The organism is Arthrobacter sp. GW460-12-1-14-TSB2, assembly GCF_059423525.1.
In genome coordinates this window covers 306,372-329,841 of record NZ_JBWKYC010000002.1, presented here as the reverse complement: position 1 = coordinate 329,841, position 23,470 = coordinate 306,372, and the positions used below count along the sequence as shown (strand labels likewise).

The window sequence follows — 23,470 nt, the reverse complement described above, 5'->3', positions numbered from 1 at the left end:
GAGGAGTCACCAAATTTGGGTACGGGCAAAGTCGGATGAGAGTTCAGAAAGCGGTCCCGCCGGGTAGTTCTGGTTTGCCTTTTTGAGCGTGCCAGTGAGATCGACATCCAGGACCACGGGGCTGCCGTCGGCTTCTTCGAATTCAGCGTCGACGAATCTGACCGGGGGAAGGTCGACGCTGTGTGTGACGCCAACCGTATATTCGTTGAATGTGCTTGAAAGTTGCGTCTCCAGATAGACAGATTCGCCTTCATCGATGATGCGGACGCGCGGTGGTTCGCTCAGGAATGCTGCGTTGGCTTCGCCCGCGTATGCATCTGCCCCTGGCGCGTAGACATTCTGGCGGATGTATACAGGCTGCTTCACATTCATGAATCGTTCGTGGTCCCCGCGGCTGGGATCTGCGACGAGCTCCAGATAATCCGCGAAAGTGGCCGGGTGCCCGTCATAGGCAGAAGTACCGTATCCGGCGATCTGTCCGGCGCGCTTGGTTGGTCCATAAGCCATGTCGGCGTCACCGGCAAGGAAGATATTGCCGATGTACCGGTCGTCCCCTCCGTGTATTGCGGCGTAGCCCGCCACCTGGGTGCTGTGTGGCGCATGGTACGGAGTTGGGCGCTCCACCACAGGTTCAACTGACACAGTTCCGCACACTAGGTTGTTGACGAACGCGCCGCCTTGGCTGAACACTTCGAGAGAGGCTCTCGAGCCAAGGATGTTGTGCTCGACAAGGTATGGGCCGTGGCTGACTTCGACGAAGAGATCCCGGCTGTTTCCGTAGAGCAGGTTGCGCGCGACGCGGGTTCCCTGGGTTTGCCAGTCCAGCCAGATGCCCAGCGAGCAATCGTGGATCCGGTTGTGGCGGATTGCCACGTCGATCGCGGCGTGCAGTTTAATGCCGGCGATCTCATAACCGTAGAATTCTCGCTTCACGGCGATGTTGTAGATGTGGTTGTCTTCAATCGTCGAGAATACGCAGCCCAGATGCCCGACGATTCCGTTCTGGCCGCAATCGAAGATAGTGTTCCGACGGACAATGTGGGATCCGATATAGTCTCGGTCCCAGCCAATTTGCCTCGCGGAGAAAACGGATTCCAGCTGATATTGATAACCGGGCTTGTCGCCGCGGACGGTGGCGAAGTTGTGGCCGGTGGAGCCTTCCTTGCCGAGCGAGATCGCGGAGCATTTTGCATCGTGGATGACGTTGTCCTCAATGATCCACCCCTTCGCCCAGTTCGGGCCGATCAGCCCTGGCTGGTCTGCGGTGGGCGGAGTCCAGGGGCTGGCAGCCTGCGCAAGCTCGAATCCGCGGACCGTGATGTAGTTGATGTGGTGGTCGGTCGGGAAGAAAACCGAACGGCGTACGTTGATCTCGACGAGTTCCGTCGTCGGATCAGCCCCCTGGAAGTTCGCCCAGATGGTGGTCTCGCTGTCGCTGACCTCAGCGCGCCAGGTGTAAAGCGTCTGGTCCGGGTTACGCACCTGATCGGTTGAACCGGTCCAGTTGTCGACTACGTGGGTTCGCCGCTGCGGGTTTAAGACATCCTCGAGGCTTTCAGCTTCATAGAAGCTCAACCCGTTCAGGTACACGTCACCGAGGTGCTTCTTTTCGGCGTCGGCGTCCGCGTATACGATCCAGTCACCGTCGATCTCCTCGCTGTATGGGTTGAAGCCTCCGAATAGCGAGTTGGGCACGACCGCCTTCCACACTGTTCCGGAGACATTGGTCCACTCGCGTATCTGCTCGGAACCTTTGATACGGACATGCTCGCCTGGGGCGGCTTCGAAAGTGATACGGCGTTGGTCGCTGATCCCACCGCGAACAGGGCGAACCCATTCGCGATAAGTGCCTTCATGGACAACGACCGTATCGCCGGGCTGTGCACGCGTCGCTGCGTGGTTGATTGTGCGGAACGGGTGATCCGCGGTGCCGTCGGAATGGTCGCTGCCAGTGGTGGCGACGTGGAGCACGGAGGTCATATCTAGGGGGATCCTTCAGTATCGGTGTGAATTGATTGATGTAGACCGTTTTGCATGTGCACGGGGCGGTCCAGAGCGGAGGCCGACGACAGACGCCGGGCTATCGCCACCGCACGGAGCGGCGGCCAACGCAAGAAGGCGCATTGCCCAGGGTGGTGTGTGGCCAACTGGGGCCCTAGACCTGCAGATAGGCCGAGAAGATATGGGGCGCATCGGCGACTGTATGTATACCGTCGTCCTCCCGGAACCACAGCGGCTGACATCCGCTGGCCTAGGTTCCGGGAAGACGATGGTCGTCACTTTCCTACGCCTGCGGTGAGGCCCGCGATGAGCTGGCGTCGACCGAAGATATACAGGATCACGATCGGAAGAGTCGACAGCACTACAGCGGCGAGGACCGCCGGAACATTTGTCGTGAACTCTCCCTGAAACGTCCAAAGTGCGAGCGGAAGGACGCGTTTGTCAGGGCTCTGAGTTAGCACGAGGGGGAATATGAACCCGTTCCAGACGTGGAGCCCGTTGTAGATCGCGACTGTGCTAAGCGCAGGTCGTGCCAGGGGGAGCACTAGGGTCGTCAGCGTACGCCAATCGCTAGCGCCGTCCACCCGCATCGCCTCATACAGTTCGCCCGGGATGTCACGGAGAAAGTTGACAAGAATGATGATGGTCAATGGCATGGCAAAGGCGACCGAGGGAAGGATCAACGCCAGAAGGCTGTCGTAGAGTCCGGCACGAGTGATCATCAGATAGACAGGGATGATGACCGCCTGCAGCGGGATCGCCAGGCCAAGGAGGAACATCGAGAAACTCCCGCGCAGCCACCTGTTCGTACGGGAGCCGCGGACAATCGCATATGCCGCACCCAGCGCGAAGGCAACGGTAATGACCACTGTTCCAAAAGTGACGATAAAACTGTTTCCCAGATAAGTGACGAAGTTATTGGTCAGGACGACGGCATAGTTGTCCAGCGTGGGATTTGCCGGCGGCAGAAGAGCATTCTCCTTGAAAAATCCCGTCTGGCTTTTCAGGCTTGTGATCACCACGTAGTAGAGCGGGGCAATTGCAAAGACCAGCCACATCGTTGCAGTCAGCGCACCAAGAATATTGGGTTTCTCTCCAGCCGTCCTGGGCCAGATGCTTGAACGCGTTGGCCGCTCAGTGGATGGTGTTACAGCTTCGGTAGCCATCAGACTCCCTCCAAATCGCTGCTCATTTTCGAAAATCCGGACAGTTTTGTCAGCCCAAGGGACAATGCCAGCCCAAACAGGACGAGGATCACAGCCAGAACGCTGGCGACGCCCATGTTCTGGCCTTGGAAACCGGTCAGGTACATGTCGAGCGGAAGGACTCGTGTCGCCGTACCCGGGCCACCCATGGTCAGCACATATACGAGGTCGAAGTACGTAAGCGATCCGACCAGCATGAGCGTTGAAGACGTGATGATCGTGTTACGGAGCTGAGGCAAAGTGATGTGGAAAAACTGCTGCACGCGACCTGCTCCGTCAATCCGGGCCGCCTCATACATGGAGGCGGGGATCTGCTGCACACCGCCTTGGTACAGCAGAGCGTGGAAGGGCAGGTACTGCCACGTGATGATGATGATCACCACGAGGAGGGCCGTGTCTGGGTTGCCGAGCCAATCCTTCGCTAGCCACGACAATCCACTTGATGCTCCTAGTCCGAAGTTGGGATCGAGCAGGGCACGCCAGGAAAGGGCGATCGCGGCGGAAGAGACCAGAAGGGGCACGAAGAACAGAACGGCAAAGACAGCCCGGTACTTCTGACGTCCCGCAGTGAAGACGCCAATCAGGATGGCCAGAGGTGTCTGGATCAGCCAGCTCGCGATCATCATTTGCAGGGTGAGGCCAAGCGACTCGTAAGTCTGGGGATCAGCGAGAGCCGAGATCCAGTTGTCGATGCCGGCAGGCGTGATCGGCCCAATGCCGTCCCAATTGGTGAAGCTCAATCCGAGAACAATGATCAGCGGGATGATCGCGAAACTGACAAACATCACGAGCGCGGGTGCCGCATACCAGAGGCTTGGTCCTGCGAAAAGCGACCGTTTTCCGCGCGGGGTACGGGGGCGCCCGGCGCCGACCGTTTGGGGCGGCGCCGGCGTGTTAAGTCCAGTAGTCATGAGGAGAAATTCCGTCGCTACTGGATGGTCTTGTTCATCGCGTCAGCGAACTGCTGGGCAGTCATCTGGCCGAGGAACACTTTGTCGAGGTTGGTGAGCATTGCGTCCGCAGCCGCTGGCGCAATGGCCTGGTCCCAGGACAGAGTGAAGTTGGGGGCGTCCTTTGACATCGTGTAGACATCCATGAGGAAGTCGCCGTTGGGGCTGGCAGAAATCTTGCTCTCGATACCGAGCACGGGAGGCACACCGCCGCCCTCAATCAAGTTGTCCACGTAAGCCTCAGTCATGTTGCCCTTGGCGAGGAACTGCTTAGCGGCCGTCTGCTTCGCCTCGGAGGCATCAGATGAGATGGACCAGTAGTTCGAAGCGTTGCCCACAACATTCTTGGGGTCTCCGGCGCCACCGCCAACGGTTGGGAAGGGTGCCCATCCGAGTGAGGACTTCGTAAACTCAGGGTCTGCGGTCTTCATGCTGGCATATGCCCAGGCCCCCTGCACGATCATCGCCGCCTTGCCAGTGGTCACCAACGCGGTATCGGCGTTACTGTCGGTCGCCACCGAATGGTAGCCCTCAATGAATCCGCCTGCCTCAACGAGCTGCTGGATCTTGTCGACTGACTCGGCAATTGCCGGGTCGGACCATGCATCCTTTTTGTTCTGCTGGATCGCTTCGAACACCTTGGGGCCGCCAATGCGTTCAACCAGGTATTCGAGCCACATCAGTTGTGGCCACTTGCTGGCACCACCCATGGCGAACGGAGCAATCCCGTTTGCCTTGAGCGTGCTCACATCCTGCAGCAGTTCGTCCCAGGTTGCCGGTGGCGAGTCGATACCCGCCTTCTTGAACAGGTCCTTGTTGAAGTAGAGGACCACTGGCTGCACAGTGTTATTCGGAATGGCGTACAGCGTGCCGTCAATTTTTCCGTTGTTGACGATCGAGGGGAAGAATTCCTTCGTCAGTGACTCGTCGAGTGGAATGACCTTTTTCGAGTCCACGTAGGTCTTGAAGTTGCCCGCGCCGCCCCAGGACCAGACCAGGGTCGGGGCATCCCCGGATCCGATCGCTGTACGGATTTTCTGCTTGAAAGCGTCGTTCTGGAAGAACTGAACCTTTATGCTCTCGTCGGCGTGGTCTTTGTTCCAGCTGTCGAAGCCGGCCTGCACGGTCTTCTGCTGACCCGTCAGCGCCCAAGCTGTGGCTCCTTCGGAGGCGGACGGTCCAGTTGATCCGCAACCGCTCATGGCTAGTGCCGCGGCTGCGACTGTCGCTACGACTGCCGCAAAGCGGCTTGTCTTCTGCGTGAGCTTCATCGCTCATACCTTTCTAGGTGGGTTGGGGCATTTTTCGTACGAAAGTTTCGTTTCGCTTGCGAATGCTTCATGGCTAGATTCGCCCACGCATGGCGCGCCAGTCAAGGATTAGTGCAGCGAAAAACTTTCGTTATGATGGAGTTGACCGCGCTCGCTCCCAGCGGTTAGAAATGGCACACGACCGGAACGGAATCGACAATGACTACAACAGGCCAATCCATGAGTGGCAGCCGCGTAACGCTGTCCAGGGTCGCCGAAGAAGGCGGCGTTTCAGTCTCCACCGCTTCGAAGGTGCTCAACGGTCGCAGCGGTGTCGGAACTGAGACGCGGCGTGCCATTGAGGAGGTGGCCGAGCGTTTGGGCTACATCGGTGTCGGCGAACGCGAACGACCACAGCGCGGCAGCCGTGAACCTCTCATCGAAGTTGTCGTCGACTCGCTCCGCAATCCCTACACGCTTGCGCTCCTCTGCGGTGCAGTGACGGCCGCTGAAAATGCCGAAGTGGCGATCGTTACGCGGTCGCTGGGTGCGATTGAGAAGCAGACCTCGTTGAAGTGGGCTCAGCGCCTGGCACGCGGCGGACGCATCGGAGTTATCGAGGTTACCTCGGAGTTTTCCGTCGAGCGTGTCCGTGCCTTGCAGAGCGTGGGTCTTCCGTTCGTGCTGGTTGACCCCCTCGAGGTGCCGCGGATGAGCCTGGTCAGCGTCGGCGCTACCAACTGGGCAGGCGGCATGGAAGCGACCCGGCACCTCATTGAACTGGGCCACTCGGATATCGCATACATCGGGGGCCCATCGGGTGCCGACTGCGATGTAGCTCGCACTCACGGATATCAGGCGGCGATGCAGCGGGCAGGATTGCGCATCGACCTCGCGGAAGTCGTCCACGGGCCTTTTACCTTCGAGCAGGGACTTGCCGCTGGGACCAAGGTTCTCAGCCGCCCTGTGCCTCCGACAGCAATTTTTGCGGCCAGTGATGTCACGGCAATGGGAGTGCTGGAGGCGGCACGCACCCTCGGTATCAGTGTTCCCGAACAGCTGAGCATAGTCGGGTTCGACAACACACTTCTGGCGCACACATCCTCACCAAGGCTAACGACAATCCATCAGCCGGTCGAGGAGATCGGACAGACGGCGGTCGAAACGGTGCAGAAGCTCGCTCGCGGCGAGGTTCTGCCGTCCAAGCGTGTTGAGCTTGCCACGCATCTGGTGGTTCGCGACTCAACCGCGCCGCCGGCGTCACTACGAGGGGCGTAAAGGCCACGTCGACATTCGACCTAATCACCTTCGTTAGGTGCCGGGCCCAACCGCAGTCGGCCTGGAAGCACTGTGGCACCTCATAGCGCTCTAATGCAGGCATCCCTACAGAGGTTGGTTTCCATGAACGTCGGCACAGGAAAGAAGCCTACGCTCGCACAGATTGCTAGGTCGGTTGGGGTCTCCCCCTCCACTGTGTCAAAGGTCCTAAATGGGCGCGATGATGTCTCGGCGGCGACCAGGGAAGGCGTCCTGGTTGCCCTCAGGAAGGCTGGCTACAGGTCACCCACTCGGCGACGTCCCGCGGCAGATCCTCCGGTTGTCGAGGTCGCCATCAATGGCGTCGACGCGGAATTCTTACCGCCCCTGCTGAGCGGCATCCTTGGCACCGCATCCGATGAAGGAGTCGACGTGCTACTGAGAATCGCTGGCGGATCCGGGACTGAGCGACACTCTGAACGCAAGTCGCACGTGCCACCTAGAGATACCTCGATGGTTGTAACGGCGGCGTTTTCCGACGCTGATCTGCCCCGACTTCAAGGGAAAGGCATCCCATCCGTCGTCATCAACCCATTCAACGCACAGTCCGGATCAGTCAGTATCGGAGTCACCAACTGGGCGGGAGGCCGGGCCGCCACTGAGCATCTTCTCGACCTTGGCCATCGGCGTATCGCCTATCTTGGCGGTCCGGCTGAGGCTGAATGCAATCAGGCTCGGATGCACGGCTATTGGTCGGCCCTGACGATGAGCAGAATAGACATAACGCCCGGACTCGTTATCCACGGAAGGTTTCACGCCCAGCATGGCGTTGCCGGTCTCGCCGCACTGCTCGCCTTGCCAAACCCGCCCACAGCGATCTTCGCCGCCAACGACGCCATCGCCATCGGCGTCCTGAGGGAAGCATACCGGCGAAAAATTCGTGTTCCTGAGGATCTCAGCGTTGTCGGCTTCGACGGGACAGTATTGGCAGAGAACTCCGTTCCGTCCCTTACGTCTGTGGCTCAGCCCCTCCACAACATGGGCCGAGCGGCACTGAGCACGGTCCTCCGCCTGGCCCGCGGCGAACAACTCGGAACGGACCGAATCGAGCTCACAACACGTCTCGTCATTCGCGAATCCACTGCACCGGCTCCGGCAGGTTAAGGCCCTGAGCTGTTCCCTCCGCGGCGTTTGGTGCCCCGAGACGCGAGGCGGGGCGGTGACCCCACCCGCAGCGTCACCGACCCGCCAACGCGGCCGCGACGTCGACGGCTCCGGACACTGGTACAGAACGCACTCAGGGAGCGGCCGTCCGGCACCGGCTGATCAGGCGAGCGGCACAGCGGGACTGGCGCCAGGCTCCCGTGCCCGACTTGCTGTGGTTCGAAGCGGGGCCTCCAGGAGGGACCGAACTACGCTGCCGGCGGCGCCCAGTACGGCCCAAGGCGGGCAGGCTGATGTTCTGCGGCAGGTCCGTCCCCGGGGCATATGTGGCCAGGCTGTCGGAGGGGACAGGTTGGACGCACTCCCCCAGGAATGCAAAGTGGCCGCCCCAGCACCACGGAAGAGACGTAGAACAACCTGATCGTAGATACCAGGGCAATTCCGAGGTAGTGACCTGCCGGCCTAACCGCCCTCGGGGCTTCGGCCTCACCCGCGGTCAGTGCTAACTTCAGCTGCCAACCCTGTTCCGGGATGGCCGTGGTCACCTTGGCGATTCAAGCCGATTTCCCTGATTCCATCAGATCTAAGCACGCACGCCAGATTTCCTCGTGGGACATCGCCGACACTACCCGGCGCGCGCCAGCGTCGGGGAGCAGTCCCAACCGCCGCTGAACTTATCACGGGTCTCCCTTGAAATGTCTCGGCGGTCTGCACCCCTCTATTGACCTTAGTTCACCATCACCAATATAGTTCAGAACATAAACTAATTAAGGGATGCTACGGCGCCCTCTGAACCAAGGACGCTTCATGACTCTTCAGCCCACCCCTGCAGACCGCTTCACCTTTGGCCTTTGGACCGTTGGCTGGACTGGCGCCGATCCGTTCGGTGTTGCCACTCGCCCGGCCCTGGACCCGGTCGAGGCCGTCCACAAGTTGAGCGAACTCGGCGCGTACGGCATCACCTTCCACGACAACGACCTGATCCCGTTCGACGCCACGGCCTCCGAACGGGAGCTGATCCTGAAGAATTTCAAGGCAGCCCTGGCCGAGACCGGCCTGAAGACCCCCATGGTGACCACCAACCTGTTCAGCCACCCCGTCTTCAAGGACGGTGGGTTCACCTCCAACGACCGTTCCGTCCGCCGGTTCGCCCTGAGCAAGGTCCTGCAGAACATCGACCTCGCGGCCGAGCTGGGCGCCGAGACCTTCGTGATGTGGGGCGGACGCGAAGGCAGCGAGTACGACGGCTCCAAGGACCTCTCGGCGGCCCTGGACCGAATGAAAGAGGGTGTGGACACGGCCGCGGCCTACATCAAGAACAAGGGCTACGGCCTGCGGATCGCCCTGGAACCCAAGCCCAACGAGCCCCGCGGCGACATCTTCCTGCCCACGGTCGGACACGGCCTGGCCTTCATCGCCCAGCTCGAACACGGCGACATCGTGGGCCTGAACCCGGAAACCGGTCACGAGCAGATGGCCGGCCTGAACTTCACTCACGGCATCGCCCAGGCGCTCTGGGCGGGCAAGCTCTTCCACATCGACCTCAACGGCCAGCGCGGCATCAAGTACGACCAGGACCTCGTCTTCGGCCACGGCGACCTCACCAGCGCCTTCTTCACCGTGGATCTCCTCGAGAACGGCTTCCCCAATGGCGGACCCAGGTACGACGGCCCGCGCCACTTCGACTACAAGCCCTCCCGCACCGACGGCTACGACGGCGTGTGGGAGTCGGCAAAGTCCAACATGTCCATGTACCTTCTCCTGAAGGAACGCGCCCTCGCTTTCCGCGCCGACCCGGAAGTCCAGGAAGCCCTTGCGACGTCCGGCGTCTTCGAATTGGGCGAACCCACGTTGAACGCCGGCGAGACCGCCGCCGAGCTGCTGGCTGACGCCAACGCATTTGAAACGTTCGACGCCGATGCGGCCGCCCAGCGCTCGTTCGCGTTTGTCCGGCTCAACCAGCTGGCCATCGAGCACCTGCTCGGCGCCCGCTAGGCCAGCTCCTCCCAACCAATAAATACCCATTGCCGCCGGATCCGGACTTCCCGGGTCCGGCGGCAATCTTGCAGAAAGAAACCGCCATGCCGCTGGTCGCAGGAATCGACAGCTCCACCCAGTCATGCAAAGTGGTGATCCGCGACGCCGGCACCGGTGCGCTGATCCGCCAAGGGCGCGCGGCCCACCCCGAAGGCACCGAGATCCACCCCGACCACTGGTGGACCGCCCTCCAGGAAGCCGTCGCACAGGCCGGCGGCCTCGACGACGTCGCCGCAGTTTCCGTCGGCGGCCAGCAGCACGGCATGGTGTGCCTGGACTCCTCCGGCGCCGTGATCCGTCCCGCACTGCTATGGAACGACACCCGCTCCGCCGGCGACGCGGAACAGCTCATCGCAGAAGCGGGCGACGGCGACGCTGCCGCCGGCGCCGCCTACTGGGCCAACGCCACCGGAACCGTCCCGGTCGCCTCCCTGACCATCACCAAACTGCGCTGGCTGGCGCGGGAGGAACCCGACAACGCCCGCCGCATCGCGGCCGTGTGCCTCCCACACGACTGGCTGTCCTGGCGCCTCGCCGGCCACGGCCCGGGATCGGGCCCCTCTTCCTTGCAGCTGCTCCGGACGGACAGGTCCGATGCGTCCGGCACGGGCTATTTCTCCGCTGAGTCTGGGACCTACCTTCCCGGGATCCTCGAGAAGGTCCTGGGCCACGTACCGGTACTTCCCGCCGTCGCCGGCCCCTTTGAGGCCACCGGCAAAACGCCGTCCGGCACGCTGATCGGCCCCGGTGCCGGCGACAACGCTGCCGCAGCCCTCGGCGTGGACGCCCGGCCCGGCGACGTTGTGGTGTCGCTCGGGACATCCGGGACGGTGTTCGCCGTGTCCGAGACTCCGGCTGCTGACGCGACAGGGCTCGTTGCCGGATTCGCCGACGCCACAGGCAACTTCCTCCCGCTGGCCTGCACGCTGAACGCCACCCGGATCTTCGATTCCACCGCTGCGCTCCTGGGTGTCACACTGGCAGAACTCACGGAACTGGCCCTCAGCGCCCCCGCAGGTTCCGGCGGACTCACGCTCGTGCCTTACTTCGAAGGTGAGCGCACGCCAAACCTGCCGCACGCCACCGGATCCCTGCACGGCGCCACCCTGGCCAGTTACACCCGCAGCAACCTCGCCCGGGCGGCCATCGAAGGCGTCCTCTGCTCCCTCGCCGACGGTCTGGCCGCCCTGCAGGCACAAGGCGTGCTTGCCGCCCGGATCATCCTCGTGGGAGGCGGGGCACAGTCCGCGGCGGTGCAGCAGATTGCCGCCTCCGTTTTCGGGCTCCCTGTGGTGGTGCCCGAGCCCGGGGAATACGTGGCCGACGGCGCCGCCCGCCAGGCCGCGGCCATCCTCACCGGAGACTGCCCGGCATGGGAGCTCGACGCGAGGACCATACCGACGTCGAAACCTGCACCGGAAATCCTCGAACGATACCGGCGCATTGCCGAAACCCAAGCGGTGTAGCGATGGCTGAGTTCAGCATCCTGTCGGCGCACTACACTGCAGTCGTCACCTCCCGAGGCGCTGCGCTTCGACAGTTGCGCCACAGCGGCCGGGACCTGGTCGTATCCTTTCCGGCGAATGGCCCCATCCCGGACTACCGAGGCATTATTGCCGCGCCCTGGCCCAACCGAATCGAGGACGGCAGATACATCTTCGATGGTGTCCGCTACCAACTGCCGGTCAACGAGACCGCCAGATCATCCGCCCTTCACGGCCTCGTTTTCGACGAGGAATGGTCCCTCCAAGATCAGGATGAGTCATGGGTGACCCTCGCCTGTACGCTGCAACCGACACCGGGTTACCCTTTCATGCTCAGGATCACGGCAACCTACCTAGTCAGCAATTCCGGCCTTACGATCCACATTGAAACGACCAACCTGGGCGAGCACGCGGCGCCCTATGGGCTGTGCCCTCACCCCTACCTGATCGCCGGACCGTCCCCAATGGCTGAATGGACGATGCAGTTCAAGGCAGACGAATTCCTGGAGGTGACACCCGATCGGCTGCTGCCTACCGCCACCCGCACGGTCAACGGCCACGAGTTCGACTTCAGGACACCGCACCGCATAGGGACGACAATGATCGACCACGCCTTCACGGGCGTGGATTTTGACCACCAAGGCCGCTCACAGTTGATCATTCGCGATCCGGCCGGGATCGGTGTCGGAATGGAATGGGATCGGACGTGCCCCTGGGTCCAAATCCACACCGCCGACAAAAGGCCGCCACTCCCAAACCGGATCGGCCTCGCAGTCGAACCCATGACCTGCCCACCGGACGCCTTCAACAGCGAAATAGATCTGTTCCGACTTGAGCCCTCAGCAACGCATGAGGCAATGTGGCGAATTTTTGCCCTGTGACGTTCAAGCCTGCTGTCCCGACACGATCCAGCGGCCCCTTCGCACCCTGCGGCCCCAATTCGGGGAGTCCAGCCCGTTACGTAGTTGACCTAAGGAAGGAAATGCCAAGATGGCTATTCAACACACCGTCGCCTTCACCCTCGTCCATTCGGAGGAGTCCGCAGAGGAAGCGGACTTCCTCTCCTCAAGCAAAGCTGTGCTTGCAGGCATCCCGGGGGTCTTCAATTTCCGTATAAGACGGCAAGTGAGTCCAAAAAGCAAGTTCCGTTTCCAGTTCTCCATGGAGTTCATGGACCGGACTTCATTCAGCGACTACGAGAACCACCCAGCCCATATGGACTACGTCGCAACACGCTGGGTCCAGGAAGTAGCCCACTTCCAGGAACTTGACTTCATGGACTGGTGAAATCCCCTCCTACTCCGCAGTGGGGTTCACGGCCACTCCGGCAATTCGGCTTCCCGCTGCGCAGGGATTCATGACGCAGCGCGCTGCGCGAGCTCAGCGGGATTTCGGGTTAGGCATCATCGGGGGGCCACCCGCGGGTCACCGAGCTGCAACAACTTCGACAGATCAAAGGTGACACGAACCCGGGTGATTAGTCCGTCTTCAACGTGAAGCCAGCTGGCCACTGGGAACGGCTCGCCTGCGCCATGTGGGTGAAGGTCGAACCAAGTCATAACATCGCCATCGGTAATCCACTGCTTGTGGATCACAAGTGTACGGGTCCACTCAAAGATGCGCGCGAGGGATTCTTGATATTGGTTGGCGCCCTCGATCTTTCCCAAGGAGCCGTTGATTCGGACGTCCGCAGCGAACACATCGGACAGACTCGTCAGATCGTTTCGGCGCCAGGCGTCGAAGTACGCTTCGGCGACTTCCTTGGCCCTGCCTTCGCGTTCGCGGGGTTTCATATTCATGACGTCTCTTTCAGCCTCAGAGTTCGAGTGATTGGAGGGAGCACGAGGTGCTTTCCGGGCGGCGAGATAGGACAACCCACCTCACAGTAGCGGCACGCAGTTATTGAAGACCTGGAGGGAATGGCCGGCACTGCAACTGGAAGCGCAACGGAACAATAACCGTGTAGCTGTCCGAGCGAAGCCGCCAATAACGAACGTACAGACGTTGTCGGTACCCCGATAACTCTGGGTGTACCGCTCGCCGTTCCGCTCCAGCTAGCATGATGCCTTCTTCCAGGCGACCTCGCTTAGGTGTAGCTTCAGCGCCGCGGCTTACCGGCAAGAGCCACGAACCAGGCCGTCGCCGTCGCCACGTGCATGGATCCAAGAGACAAAGCTGTGGCCAAATCGCCTGCGTTAGTCAAAGAGACCATGCTCAATACACCGAAAATGAGACCGGCCCAGGCCGCGAAGCGACGGAATCCGGCACGCCGACGACTGAACAGCGACACGACGAGTCCGCCCACCACAAACGGCGCTAGGGTGGCGGCTGCCACCGCAAAAAGTGAGATCGCATAGGGCTGCCCCACCTGCCAAGAGGCGCCGGCCAGACTCCCGGCGCCAAATGCTACGAGGTTGAACAACAGAACGGAGGCGGCTGCGGCTGCCAATCGCGACGGACGAACGATCCGTGCGGTTGAGGACGTAGATGCTCTGGTTGTGATGGGATTGGTCATAGCGATACTCGTTCCAAGTTTGTTTTGGTAAGGGGATTTGATTCTGTTGGGATTACATGAACCGGTGAAATGTTGAAGGCGGGCTTCGCCTCAACAGCGAAAGGAAATGGGCGCCGGACTCGTTCGGCTGCTTCGGCTGATCCGGCTAGCCGTTGTCTGCATTCCGATACTCTGCGGATCTCAGGGCGTCGTCAGGGAGGAAGGCCTCTCAAAGAAGAATCCGAGACCCTCGAAACCTTGAAGCGGCCGACAGCACCTTAAGGGCTTGCATGGAGATGGTCGGCGAGCTGTCTATGCTGGGTTCGACCCGGAGTTGCTAACGATTTTCGACAGCCGAAGCGCCCCAGCTCCGGAGGTACCGGACGCGTATCTGTCAGTGGCCAAGTTGCGCTGCGAAGCGCGCGATGGCGTCTTCGGGAGTTGGCGCGGGACCGAAGAGTTCCGTTTGACGTTTGGTGTTCGCGACGTACCTGCCGCTGTCGAACCAGGCTGCCATGCCTCCCATGTCGCTCATGAGCGGGGCAGACTTTCCAACAATCTTGCCTCCGGCACGTAGCAATGCAGTGGGCACCGCCATCACCCGGATCTTCTTGTCTTTCAGCTGCGAAGCAACGCCAGCCCCTTCCCGCATGCTGACCGGACGGGTCCAGCCCAGATCTATGCGCTCTCCGTCAGCGACGTCGGCGTCGACCGCTTCTGCCAGGTATGTCGCAAGGTCGCTTGTCAGCACGAACGTCAAGGGAACGTTCTTGGAGCCGAGCCAGATCATGCGCCCCTTTTCAAACGGGTCACCGGCAAGCTGGGCGATCTGGTCGAAAAATGCTCCGGGACGCAACGCAACGAACGGAACGCCGAGTTCTTCTAGCTTGTCTTCGGCGAGCTTCTTGTGCCAGAAGTGCGGCACATCTGGTGTCTGGTCACTGGTGAGGATGCTGGTGAGCACAAAGCGCTTTACACCGGCTTTGTTGGCGGCGATGGCAAGGTTGGTGTTGCCGACGGTGTCGATCTCATGGGCGTTCTTGTTGTTCCCGGTGTAACCCGCTGCTGTGGTGATTACCGCGGCTGAGCCGATCATTGCGGCGACGAGAGAATCCACGTCGAGCATGTCGCCGCGGGCTATCGCAACACCCTTGGCTTCGAGCTTGGCCGCATTCGATGTCGGGCGGACGAGCGCACGCACCTTCTTACCTCGGGCAAGGAGCCGGTCGACTACCTGGCCCCCAAGTGATCCCGTAGCACCGACAACGAGGACTGGTTCCTTTTCAGACATGTTTTTCTCCTAAGTATTTTGTTCTGTATTTTGCTTTGGCGGGGGCTCGCGCGCTGTGCCTTGCGATATGCAAACCTCCAGGAGGGTCCAAATTGACCCCGTCATGTTTGGCGCTACGACACAACGAGCGGGATGCTCGGCTGGAGGATGATCCCGCTCGTTCTGGATTCCCATGAGTTGAAGCAATGCGCGGTCCTGGCGCGACGCTCCATGCCGATGTGTGTGCTGCAAATCCGAAGCAAGGGGCCCGGTGCCCGGATCTCTGCGCCTGATTCATTGGATGGCCAAGTGAGAGACCCGGGCAGCGGTACCCCGGTATGTAGTTCAGCCGAGCGGACTAGTTAAGCGCAGGGTAGTCCGTGTATCCGCGGTGATCCCCGCCGAAGAACCCGCCGCGTTCCGGGTTGTTAAACGGACCGCCCGCCTTAAGCCGAACAGGGAGGTCGGGGTTGGCGAGGAAGAGGGCTCCGTAGGCGAGCAATTCCGTTGTGCCCTCCTCGACCAGAGCCAGTTCCTCAAGGCCTGTCGGGGCGGGATGCGTGGCTGGGTTGAGGATGAGCGCACCGGGCCACTGGCCTCGGAGGGCCTGGGTGAGCGGACGCTGCCCGGGGGATTCCAGGATGTGGACGTACGCCAGGCCAAGGTCAGCGAGGCCTGCGATGAGCGTCGTATAGGTCTCTTCGAGCTGGTCTTCCACGATGTCATGGAGAGGGTTCGCGGGAGAGAGACGGATACCGACCTTCTCAGCACCAATCGCGTCGACAACTGCCTTGGCGACCGCAAGCGGGAAGGCCACGCGGCCCGCTATATTCCCGCCCCAGGCATCGGTGCGCTGGTTGGCGTTTGATGCGATGAACTGCTGAATGAGATAGCCGTTGGCGCCGTGAATTTCGACGCCGTCGAATCCGGCCTCGATCGCGTTCCGTGCCGCCGTAGCGAAGTCGGCAACGGTCTCGAGGATCTCGTCCTCTGTGAGGGCCCGGGGCGTTGCGAATGGCTTCATCCCGGCATGGGTGTAAATCTGACCATCGGCCGCTACAGCTGATGGGCCCACGACCGTCATCTCACCAGGCAACAAATCCGGGTCCCCGACTCGGCCGGTGTGCATGAGCTGAGCGAAGATTACGCCGTCCGCGGCGTGGACAGCGTCCGTGACCTTCCTCCACGCCTGAACCTGCTCAGCTGAGTGCAGGCCTGGAGTGTCCGGATAACCTTGTCCCGCCACGGAGGGCTGGACGCCTTCGGTGATGATCAGGCCGGCGCCAGCGCGCTGAGCGTAGTAGGTGGCCATCAGGTCCGTCGGCGTTGCGCCAGCACCAAAGGCGCGGCTGCGGGTCATTGGTGCCATGACGATCCTGTTCTTAAGCTCGATGGCACCGAGGGTAAATGGATCAAAGGGCGAAGCCATGGAATCTCCTTGAAATAAGGTCTGCGGGAGCACTGCCGCTTGCGGTGTTTAGCAACGCACCGGGAGCGGAAGTCGGGTGTGAGTCCACCGGCAAATGATTTACCAGATGTATCGTTGACCAACTCACGTAATTAAGTATGGATCAAATGCGTGAGTAAGTCAACTAATGACTTCGTGATGTATTATGGTGTGCATGGCGCAGCTGCAGAACACTTATGACGAGGCGCGACGGCTGTCTCAGCTACTGGTAACCGTCGCGGAGCAATCCAAACAAAACTTCGGGGAGTCGATTGCCCCCTTTGGCATACCTGCGCACTTAGCGCGGGCGGTGCTGCTGCTCGATTCGCCGGCACCGATGCGAGAGCTTGCCGAGCGATTGGCGTGCGACAGGTCATACATCACCAGCTTGGCCGATCAGCTCGAAGATCGAGGTCTGATTGCGAGAGTCCAAGGCGACGATAGGCGGATCAAGCTCCTTGCGCTCACTCAGGCTGGCACCACGCTGCGCGACGAGATGGCTGAAGCTGTAGCACGGCACAGTCTGGTTCTGCAGCGGCTGACAGAACAGCAGCGCGCTGTACTGGCGCCAATTCTCGAGACGCTGATGGGCTCAGGATCTATGGGGACTACCCACGACTGCGGCTGATCCTTAGCCGGACGGGATTATGTCCGGAAGCTATGGCACCGCAGGACGACCAACGGGGTATGACGCATGAAACGCTTAGACACCGCCGAGGCGGGCGCCTGCAGTCCTTCGCACGACGGCGCACAACCAAGGATCGTGAACGAACTTGCCCGGGACGCCGTTCTGGCAGGTGCCGGGCTTCCCATCCCGTTGAGTCAGGACGCGTTAGTTGTGCTGCCGATTCCCTCGGAAAGGTTGCAAAACCTGGTCGAGCTGGCCCGGACGGTCTGCGGGCAACCCGTGACGGCGATCAATATCATCACCGAGGGCATGCAATATCAGGTCGCGACAGCCGGCACGGATCCGCACATGTGCGCCCGGGAAGACTCGATGTGCGCTGTTAGCTTCCTCAGCGGGGCGCCGACCGTTCTCGAAGATGCCTCACTCGACCCCCGGTACAGAAGCAACCCTTACGTTGACGGCCGCCGCGGGAGCGTCAGGTTCTACGCGTCCATACCTCTGTCAACGGAGGACGGGTTTGTCCTGGGCACGTTGTGCGCCGGATCGCGCGAAGCCGGCCAGATTAATGACGAACAGCTCCGCGGCCTCGAAATTCTCGCGTCCCAAGTGGTTGATGTCCTGCAACTGGAACACCGGGCCCGGCAGCTCGCCGCCGCGCTGTCCGAGGCCGAACGCAGCAACGGGCTTCTAGCCGAGTTCGCCGGCCGGATCAGCCACGACTTGCGCAACCCTCTGACCACCATCCTCGGATACGTGGAGTTAGCCGAGATGAACTCCGAGGACGGCCATGACGGACATTCGTCTGAGTATCTGGCCATTGTCGGCAACACCGGTCGCAGAATGCTCTCCATGGTCGAAGATGTCCTCGCATTCGCCACCATCGGCGGAGATCTGCACCCGACACATGTTTCACTTCCGGAACTTGTCGGGGACATCGTGGAAGACCTGGGCGGCATTCTGGAGGAGTCCGGAGCCTCAGTCGACTGCGGAGAACTGACATTTCACGCCGATGCGGTCCAGACGCGAGTGCTCCTGCAAAACTTGATCCACAACGCCGTTGCCTATCGCCGCCCCGGAGTTCCACCGGTCATCCACATCACCGGGCACCGCGGTCATGAAGGTGCGGTCCTCCGGGTTATCGACAACGGCAAAGGCATCGACCCGGCCGACCGGGAACGCGTTCTCGATCCCTTGGTTCGCCTGCACCGCGAGGGCGACCCGCCGGGGTCCGGGTTAGGTCTGGCAACCTGCGCCCGAATAGCCGCCGCGGCAGGCGGAAGGCTCGAGATCGGCCCGATCCCCGACGTCGGAACCATAGTTACAATCCACCTCGGACCTCGCAGCTAGCAGCATTTCGTACTAAAGACACTACCTCTACCGGATCAAACAGCCCGCGGCAGATACCGACGCCGGGTCCCACCATGCTCCCACTGGCTGGACGCGGAAAACAGTTAGGGTCGAGCCCACTGCCGGCGAACTCCTGGTCACGGCGAGTGCCCCACAGATAGACAAGAGGCACTGGGAGCCCGGGGCCTATGTGAAGCGTGTGTTGGTGCCTGGGCTGGGCACTGTGGATGGCTTCAATGAGGCCGTTTTCATAGACAACTGCGAGGTTCTGCCGCTCAATGCCCATCGCCGTTTCCCGCTCGGTTTTCCACTCCTCTAGCACATCGACTGGATGGCGCTCTGGGTGCCGCTTGTCGACCAGTTCATGGTGAGGGGCACAGAGCAAGATCAGGTTTGCAAATGATCTGCGCTGGTCATCTGTCACGCCGGGGTCGTAGCGGGCACCGTCCGGGCTCCACGCAGGCGAGGACTCCGGCAACGCACGGTTCGCGCGCACGCTGTTCGAGCAGGCAATCAACCGTCAGGCCCTGCGGCTGTCGCTCGACGAGGAACAAAGTCTCGACGCGCTCGATAGTCAGGCCGCTTTCCGCTCACCGCGGACGACATCGTCGAGGCCGCACGAGCCCTGGGCGAGGAACCGGAACCAGGCCCGACGCCAGAACCGGAGCGGTCACGCTGGTGGCGCTGGCTCGTCTGACCGGATCCGGGGCGGCTGTCAGGCCACTGCCCGTCCCGCCCCGAGCCGCAAAACATCGGCGTCTATCGACTGGGTTGGCGACCCCTCATCGTTCCAACCATCGGGAACCGGGGCTTTCCATTTACACCACTCGGCAGTTATCCGGCACAGCCTACTCCACACCCACGCCAACCTACAGCGTCATTACGTGGTGTACGAGAGCTGCCGCGACCGATAGCAAGCGGCCTTGTCACATCGTCTATTGTAGATAATGAGTGAGAAGAACGATTTACGAGGAAAGTGCAGAAAATAGTGCGTTCAAACAAACCCGTTGCTGATTGGAAAATATATTGTTCTTGCCTGGGCATGGGAGTTATATTGGGCGCCGCCTCTCAAATCGCTCTCATCTACACAACTCAAGATCCAGACAGCCCAATGCGCCTGCCCGGTTATGCGCTAGTGACGATATTCTTCGCGGCACTCATCGGTGGTCTCACAGCTTTGATTATGTCCCTGAGTGCGGTTTCCTTGAGCCGGACCTTGAATAGAAACAAGAGCGTTCATGGATTGGCCGTAATCCTACCAGTTCTATTCGCATTCATTTTCGTGTTCTTGATTCATGGCTGGGCATTTGATTTCTTCAAAACTGTAAATATACCAGGTTTGATCGTTTCGTTTACTCTAGCTGCACTCGCCAGTCTAGTCGCGAGGACTGCATTGATCCGAGTTATAAGAAATCCGTGATAGAGCAGTGTGCCAGGTGACCACAAAAGTGGTCACCTGGCACACTTTCATATCAACAGATTCAGTAACCTCCGGTTCGGAGACCCGTTGCTATCCTTGAAGCAAAGTTCACCCACGACGTTGCCGCTGCATACTGATTCACGCCGTCGACACCAGCCCCATTACTCTTGACCACATTTGCGTCGATCACTAGGTGCAACATTCCACTGGAAGTTGGGAAGAACGCAAAAAAGATCTGCGATCCGGCTCCGTCAAAGTGTCCGGCCAGTGCGGTAAACCCGAAGTTAGCCGGGCCTATGAAGTCGACACTGACGGGTGCGGGCACATTGATGAAGGTCCACGGACTGGCGTTCAGGGTGATGTCTTGTCCAAGGCTTGGAAACACAGCGGGGGCGCCATTGATCGGGAAATAGCAATTGAAACAGTTGTAAAGCAGGTTCATCGCCCCGGCCTGAAGATCGTAGCCCCGGGCAAGTGAGCCTCCATTCATGACCTCGTAATCGAGATGATAGTGCCAGGAGAACGCGGGTGACGCTAGGGGGTAAACCGCAGCGTCTGTTGCTGCGATGGACTGTTCCAGGGTCGTACCTGTCCACGTGTAGGTCGTGGGCATTTCATTGCCGGCGGCGTCGGTGGCTTGCGGCGCGACAACGGTCCCAAGCGGCTTGCCTTCAGGTGAGATAAGCTCCAGTCTGCCCTTGCCGATCTCCAAAGTTGTCGTTCCGGCCGGAACATCAAATTTGTAAGTCAGATTCGCCGATCCCGACTGAATGAGCGGCACTATGCGTACGCCATTTTCCGTGGGCTGAACAAAAATGTTGGCGTCAGCTTCTTCCGATGCGAACTCACTGATGCCGTCGTGTTTCGCGACGAACTTCCGACCAGACTCCAACGTGATTCCTACTGGAACCGAGCGAAATATATCGGCGGGCGTCATGTCAATGGACGGTCGTTGGGTGGCGTGAACTACGGTCGAACCTTGAGACGACACACCCTTTCGGGCGCTCAGATCGCGGGCCGTGGGACCGCTATCGAATTTTGCCTGAAGATTTGTTTCACCCAGAAGGTGGGAGACTTCCGGTTCATGGCCTTTTCAAAAGCCATGAACCTATCGTCTTTCATAACGATATTTGCATTGGCTACGGCACTCGTGCTAACGAGCAAAGACGCCGCAAGAAGCGAAGCGCCAAAAATCATACGTGTTTTCAATTTATTCCCCCATATAAGTTGCATTAGCGGTCTAAAAACTATGAGCGCTAAGCAGTCCGTGGCAAGCGACGCGACGACAATCTGCGATTGGGCGTTTGGCTACGCCACGATAGTAAACTTCAGACGCATCTGTCAATCCGATCTACAAACCTGTCATACACCTTGTCACACAGACATCAGTAATGACTGTGAATATTTCAAATTCTCATTCAATGAATGATGGAAAATCTCAACCCGATACGGCCGCCAGTGCACGATGCGCACACAACTATCAGGCACGACGGTGTGAAAATCTAGACGGGGGTGGCATCCACTGGTCCCCGGCCGTCAGGCCGACACCGGCCCAGAGCTGAAATCTCTACGTTCCTCCAGTTCCGGCGCCGGTCTGTCCCTCTGGGCTGGGCGACCTTAGTGCGCACGAAGGGAGATTGGAAAGGTCCCCCCACGCGGACTTTAGCCGTCATAGTTGGCTCTTCGCGCGCCCCGTGGGCATCCACCGCGGAAAGATCAGAAACTCTTCTCAAGCCCGAAGCGGTCGTAGCCGAAGAGTTCGCGGCTCGGCACAGTCCTTCCCCGTGTGGGCGCCGTCGTCCTCGCCACCCGGCGGATCACTACCAGCCCACCCCAAAGTCAAGAGCGTCCCAGGGGCGGACCTTCCTCGCCCTGACACGCGGACGCCGCGCCTTGAAGGCGAAGCCGGGATGTGCGACCGGACCGAAATATAGCCGACGATGCCCAAGGGGACCAGCACCTTACCGAACTAGCGAGATAAGGGCCGACGGCCACCACATGTCACCCCACAAGAAGGCAGCCACGCCAGCAGGAACGGTTCTTGGGCGCCCATACTCCTGTGCGCCACTCGTATCAGAACTCATTCGTAAGTCTCCAGCGAGGTTGTTTATCAGAGCGGGGGCACTAGATTCGCCGGGCGCAGAGCCGAACTGTCCGCGGCAGCCACCGGATTTGCGTGCGTCATGCCGCCCCACTCCCCCGCCTCCATGAACCACCAGAAGCAACTTCGCTGTTTGCCATTCTGATCCCCATCATCGCTGGGCAGGCCCTCCACGCAACCAGGGCGCTACGCGCCGCTCACGATCCAAAGTTTCGTTAGGCGCTCCTACCTCGCTGATTTCCTCGCGAAACTTTGAACCGCTCCCGGTTCCCCAAGTTGCACTCCGGACCCTCAAACCCAGCGGTGACTCCGCTATCAGAACGACGCCGAAATCTGACAGACACATCCGGTGCCCGCCAGTCGCTGAAGGAGAAGGACCATGGAACCGCTCACCATCAAAACCCCGGCCGACGTCCTCAGTTTCGTCGGGCACACCCTCGGGTTCTGGCCGCACGAGAGCCTCGTCTGCATCACCCTGGACGCTAACCGCGTCGGCGCCACCCTCAGGGTAGACCTCCCGGCACGCGAGGGCGGACTCGGCTACGCCCGCACGGTGGCCGACTACCTCGCCCACGACACCAGCGCCGCCAGCGTCCTCTTCGCCGTGTACACCTCCGAACCCCAAAAACCCGGGCAGCCCAAACCCCACGCCGCAACCATCGCAGCACTGACCTGCGCACTGGCCGAACGCGGAATGACCATCCGCGACGGACTCCTCGTCGGAGACAACACCGTCTCCCCGTACGACGGCGACCCCCAGGACGGACTGACACTGCCGCTGAACGCGACCCAGTGGAGCCAGATCAACGCCGAATTCGTCTACCGCGGCAGCACCATCGCGGCGACCAACCACATCACCCTGCCGGCATCCACCAAAGAAAACCGCACAGCAGACGCCGTCGACGACCGCGTGAAAGCATTACACAGGATGAACGCGGGCGAGGCCCTCGAACAGGCCAGGACACTCTGGGACAGCATGCTGGAGGCGATCTCCTACCCCAACGACGATGAGACCATCGACCTGATTGCCAACTTCCAGGCCCCGGCGATCCGCGACCAGCTCATGGCCGATATCCCGGGAATCGACGAACCGATGGACCGGGTCCTCCTGGCCCAAACGCACGGCGGGCCTCAGTGGTCCAGGGTCGAATGGGCACAGCAGCTGCTGCTCCACGCCTACACGCACAGCAGCACCAAACACTCCGCACCCATCCTCACCGCCATCGCCTTCGTCAACTGGTGGGAAGGCCGAGGCAGCAAAGCCCACCAGTTCCTGCAACTCGCCCTCGAAGCAGACCCCGCCTACCGTCTGGCCAGGCTCAGTGACCTCATGATCGGCTCCGGAATGGTAGCTGGCTGGAACATGGACAAAGACCGGGCCTTCCGGCCCTGGGGCCTCGAAGCGTCATAGGCCC

Annotated in this window: 18 protein-coding genes and 1 pseudogene; 10 read left to right on the top strand and 9 right to left on the bottom strand. The window is 60.7% G+C overall.

Annotated features, from left to right (window positions below):
* Positions 1–6: 6 nt before the first annotated feature.
* The 4 genes from AC07YR_RS04880 to AC07YR_RS04865 form a co-directional block, all read right to left on the bottom strand.
* The gene (locus tag AC07YR_RS04880; RefSeq protein ID WP_494733238.1) at positions 7–1,980 is read right to left on the bottom strand and encodes a right-handed parallel beta-helix repeat-containing protein; all 1,974 of its coding nucleotides are present in this window, start codon (positions 1,978–1,980) and stop codon (positions 7–9) included.
* A gap of 296 nt (positions 1,981–2,276) precedes the next feature.
* Positions 2,277–3,167 (bottom strand): carbohydrate ABC transporter permease, encoded by an 891-nt coding sequence (locus tag AC07YR_RS04875; RefSeq protein ID WP_494733237.1) that lies wholly within the window; start codon positions 3,165–3,167, stop codon positions 2,277–2,279.
* Positions 3,167–4,117, bottom strand: coding sequence for a carbohydrate ABC transporter permease (locus AC07YR_RS04870; RefSeq protein ID WP_494733236.1), 951 nt, complete (start codon positions 4,115–4,117; stop codon positions 3,167–3,169). The genes AC07YR_RS04875 and AC07YR_RS04870 overlap by 1 nt, the downstream gene beginning before the upstream one ends.
* A gap of 17 nt (positions 4,118–4,134) precedes the next feature.
* Entirely contained in the window at positions 4,135–5,427 is a 1,293-nt protein-coding gene (locus tag AC07YR_RS04865) for an extracellular solute-binding protein (RefSeq protein WP_494733235.1), read from the bottom strand.
* 198 nt (positions 5,428–5,625) lie between these two features.
* On the opposite strand from AC07YR_RS04865, the gene AC07YR_RS04860 reads away from it, so the two are divergent.
* From AC07YR_RS04860 to AC07YR_RS04835, 6 genes are all read left to right on the top strand, one after another.
* A complete protein-coding gene (locus AC07YR_RS04860) occupies positions 5,626–6,684 on the top strand; it encodes a LacI family DNA-binding transcriptional regulator (protein WP_494733234.1) in 1,059 nt (352 codons plus the stop codon).
* Positions 6,685–6,807: 123 nt separating this feature from the next.
* Entirely contained in the window at positions 6,808–7,827 is a 1,020-nt protein-coding gene (locus tag AC07YR_RS04855; protein ID WP_494733233.1) for a LacI family DNA-binding transcriptional regulator, read from the top strand.
* 807 nt (positions 7,828–8,634) lie between these two features.
* Positions 8,635–9,822 carry a xylose isomerase gene (gene xylA, locus AC07YR_RS04850; RefSeq protein ID WP_494733232.1) on the top strand — a complete coding sequence of 396 codons (1,188 nt, stop codon included), beginning with the start codon at positions 8,635–8,637 and terminating at the stop codon, positions 9,820–9,822.
* A gap of 86 nt (positions 9,823–9,908) precedes the next feature.
* A complete protein-coding gene (gene xylB, locus AC07YR_RS04845; protein ID WP_494733231.1) occupies positions 9,909–11,330 on the top strand; it encodes a xylulokinase in 1,422 nt (473 codons plus the stop codon).
* 2 nt (positions 11,331–11,332) lie between these two features.
* Positions 11,333–12,229: an aldose 1-epimerase family protein gene (locus AC07YR_RS04840; RefSeq protein ID WP_494733230.1), complete on the top strand. Its 897-nt coding sequence runs from the start codon at positions 11,333–11,335 to the stop codon at positions 12,227–12,229.
* Between the two features lie 109 nt (positions 12,230–12,338).
* Positions 12,339–12,635, top strand: a complete 297-nt coding sequence (locus AC07YR_RS04835) for a Dabb family protein (RefSeq protein WP_494733229.1) — start codon at positions 12,339–12,341, stop codon at positions 12,633–12,635.
* A 116-nt stretch (positions 12,636–12,751) separates the two neighbouring features.
* Here the strand turns inward: AC07YR_RS04835 and AC07YR_RS04830 are convergent, their stop codons facing one another.
* The 4 genes from AC07YR_RS04830 to AC07YR_RS04815 all read right to left on the bottom strand — a co-directional run bounded on the left by AC07YR_RS04830 (position 12,752) and on the right by AC07YR_RS04815 (position 16,541).
* Positions 12,752–13,147 carry a nuclear transport factor 2 family protein gene (locus AC07YR_RS04830; RefSeq protein WP_494733228.1) on the bottom strand — a complete coding sequence of 132 codons (396 nt, stop codon included), beginning with the start codon at positions 13,145–13,147 and terminating at the stop codon, positions 12,752–12,754.
* A gap of 299 nt (positions 13,148–13,446) precedes the next feature.
* A complete protein-coding gene (locus AC07YR_RS04825) occupies positions 13,447–13,863 on the bottom strand; it encodes a DUF6069 family protein (protein ID WP_494733227.1) in 417 nt (138 codons plus the stop codon).
* Positions 13,864–14,236: 373 nt separating this feature from the next.
* Positions 14,237–15,133, bottom strand: coding sequence for an SDR family oxidoreductase (locus tag AC07YR_RS04820; protein WP_494733226.1), 897 nt, complete (start codon positions 15,131–15,133; stop codon positions 14,237–14,239).
* A 337-nt stretch (positions 15,134–15,470) separates the two neighbouring features.
* Positions 15,471–16,541, bottom strand: a complete 1,071-nt coding sequence (locus AC07YR_RS04815; protein ID WP_494733225.1) for an alkene reductase — start codon at positions 16,539–16,541, stop codon at positions 15,471–15,473.
* A 193-nt stretch (positions 16,542–16,734) separates the two neighbouring features.
* Here AC07YR_RS04815 and AC07YR_RS04810 point away from each other — a divergent pair, with 193 nt between their 5' ends.
* The 3 genes and pseudogenes from AC07YR_RS04810 to AC07YR_RS04800 form a co-directional block, all read left to right on the top strand.
* A complete protein-coding gene (locus tag AC07YR_RS04810) occupies positions 16,735–17,187 on the top strand; it encodes a MarR family winged helix-turn-helix transcriptional regulator (protein WP_494733224.1) in 453 nt (150 codons plus the stop codon).
* 66 nt (positions 17,188–17,253) lie between these two features.
* Positions 17,254–18,534, top strand: coding sequence for a sensor histidine kinase (locus AC07YR_RS04805; RefSeq protein WP_494733223.1), 1,281 nt, complete (start codon positions 17,254–17,256; stop codon positions 18,532–18,534).
* 437 nt (positions 18,535–18,971) lie between these two features.
* Positions 18,972–19,231, top strand: a pseudogene (locus tag AC07YR_RS04800) (AAA family ATPase); the annotation flags it as partial.
* A gap of 784 nt (positions 19,232–20,015) precedes the next feature.
* Here the strand turns inward: AC07YR_RS04800 and AC07YR_RS04795 are convergent.
* Positions 20,016–20,891: a hypothetical protein gene (locus AC07YR_RS04795; protein ID WP_494733222.1), complete on the bottom strand. Its 876-nt coding sequence runs from the start codon at positions 20,889–20,891 to the stop codon at positions 20,016–20,018.
* A gap of 1,543 nt (positions 20,892–22,434) precedes the next feature.
* Between AC07YR_RS04795 and AC07YR_RS04790 the strand changes: the two genes are divergently transcribed.
* A complete protein-coding gene (locus AC07YR_RS04790) occupies positions 22,435–23,466 on the top strand; it encodes a DUF4192 domain-containing protein (RefSeq protein WP_494733221.1) in 1,032 nt (343 codons plus the stop codon).
* Positions 23,467–23,470 lie beyond the last annotated feature (4 nt).